The sequence below is a fragment of the Terrabacter terrae genome, assembly GCF_039529575.1.
GTDB classification, from domain to species: domain Bacteria; phylum Actinomycetota; class Actinomycetes; order Actinomycetales; family Dermatophilaceae; genus Terrabacter; species Terrabacter terrae.
This window is the reverse complement of the sequence record NZ_BAAANB010000079.1, coordinates 1-1,549: the sequence shown is the minus strand read 5'-3', so window position 1 is coordinate 1,549 and position 1,549 is coordinate 1. Positions and strand designations below refer to the sequence as shown.

The window sequence follows — 1,549 nt, the reverse complement described above, 5'->3', positions numbered from 1 at the left end:
CGGACCGGCCACACGTAGGGCAGGTCGGGCGACACCTCCGGGAACGTCTCGGCGTAGTGCGCGGGGTCCTTGCGCACCAGCGCCGAGCGGTGGCTGCGCTGGACCGACTCGTCGAAGAGCCACGGGGGCAGGTCCCCCGCTTCCGCGAGCTCCCGGTAGCTCCTCAGCTGCTCCACCCCCACCTTCGCCAGGTCGGCCGCGATGGTCGCGGCGCACGTGTCGCCGAAGCCGCGGCGCTGCCACTCCTCGACCATGGCCAGGCCGTAGCTGCCCAGCGCCTCCTCGTAGCCCTTCCACATCAACACCGCAGGGTGCGAGGACCACGCGTACCCCGGCACGGTGAGCGCCCGCACGATCTGGATGACCTCGACCCGCTGCTTGCCGAGGCGCTTGGTGTCGAGCACCTCCGCCGTGCGGGCGAAGTCGGCGTACGGCACGAAGGTCTGCACCTGCGCCTCCGTCCCTGGCTCGTGGCAGCCCCGGGGTGGGCCCCGCTCGGCACTTGCCATACCCGGTTCGGGTGCCGCGGAAGAGTCGCGGCCAACTGCTACGGCTTTCCCAGACTCTTTTAAGGTGCGGCGGTCATAGTCGTTCTCGTGAGTTGCTCCTGTGCGACTCGGTGATCTCCTCCCCTGTCGGTCACCGGGTCAAAGGGCACCCGCTCCTGCTGGTCGAGTTCGGCGACGTGACCAGCAGGAGCGGGTTTTCTCGTTTCCGGGCCTGATTCTGCTCACGCGCCTCCCTGCCCACGGATGGGTGGAGACCGTCTCCCTCCTGCCGGAACTGCTCCGTGGCGCGGTTAACGCCGCTCTGGCGGGCGGATCCCGCTCCGAGCACAGGCTCAGAGCGCCCCCTCGGCCACCTCCACGTCCGAGAGCCGCGCCTGGACCTCCGCGGTGGTCGGCATGGCCGTCGAGCACTCGAGCCGGCTGGCCAGGAGAGCCCCGGCCACGGTGGCGAAGTGCAGGGTCCGCTCGAGGTCCCAACCGGCGAGCAGCCCGTGCACGAGCGCCCCGTCGAACGCGTCTCCGGCGCCGAGGGCGTTGACGACCGTCACCGGGAAGGCGTCGACGGCGACCTGCTCCGAAGGGGTCATGGCCAGCACGCCTCGTGGCCCCTGCGTGACCACGGCCAGCTCGACACCCGCGGCGAGCAGGGCACGGGCGGCTCGACGAGGGTCGGCCTCGCCCGTGACGAGCTCGCACTCCTCCACGTTGCCGACCGCGACGGTGGCATGACGCAGCGCCTCTCGAGCCTGGTTGCGGGCCTCGCCGCGGGCAGCGTCCGGACTGCGGTCGTGGTCGCGCCAGAAGGCCGGCAGGTAGCCGAGGTCGAGCACCGTCAACGGCGCCCGCCCACGCTCCTCACAAGCGGCGACATGGGCGGCCCGACTCGGCTCCTGGCTGAGTCCCGTCAGGGTGAACCAGAAGGCTCGGGCCTCTCGAATCCCTTGCAGGGGAAGCGATTCGGGGGTGATGAGCAAGTCGGGCGCGGTCGGATAGCGGTAGAACCAGCGCGGGAAGCGGTCGGGCGGGAAGATCTCGATGAA

At 70.8% G+C, this 1,549-nt stretch carries 2 protein-coding genes; both read right to left on the bottom strand.

From position 1 onward, the window contains the following. Positions 1–449, bottom strand: a 449-nt coding sequence (locus ABD194_RS19245) for an MSMEG_6728 family protein (protein WP_343994485.1), incomplete at its 3' end; no start/stop codon positions are given. Between the two features lie 392 nt (positions 450–841). After that, a partial coding sequence (locus ABD194_RS19240) for a PfkB family carbohydrate kinase (protein ID WP_343994483.1) occupies positions 842–1,549 on the bottom strand: 708 nt, incomplete at its 5' end.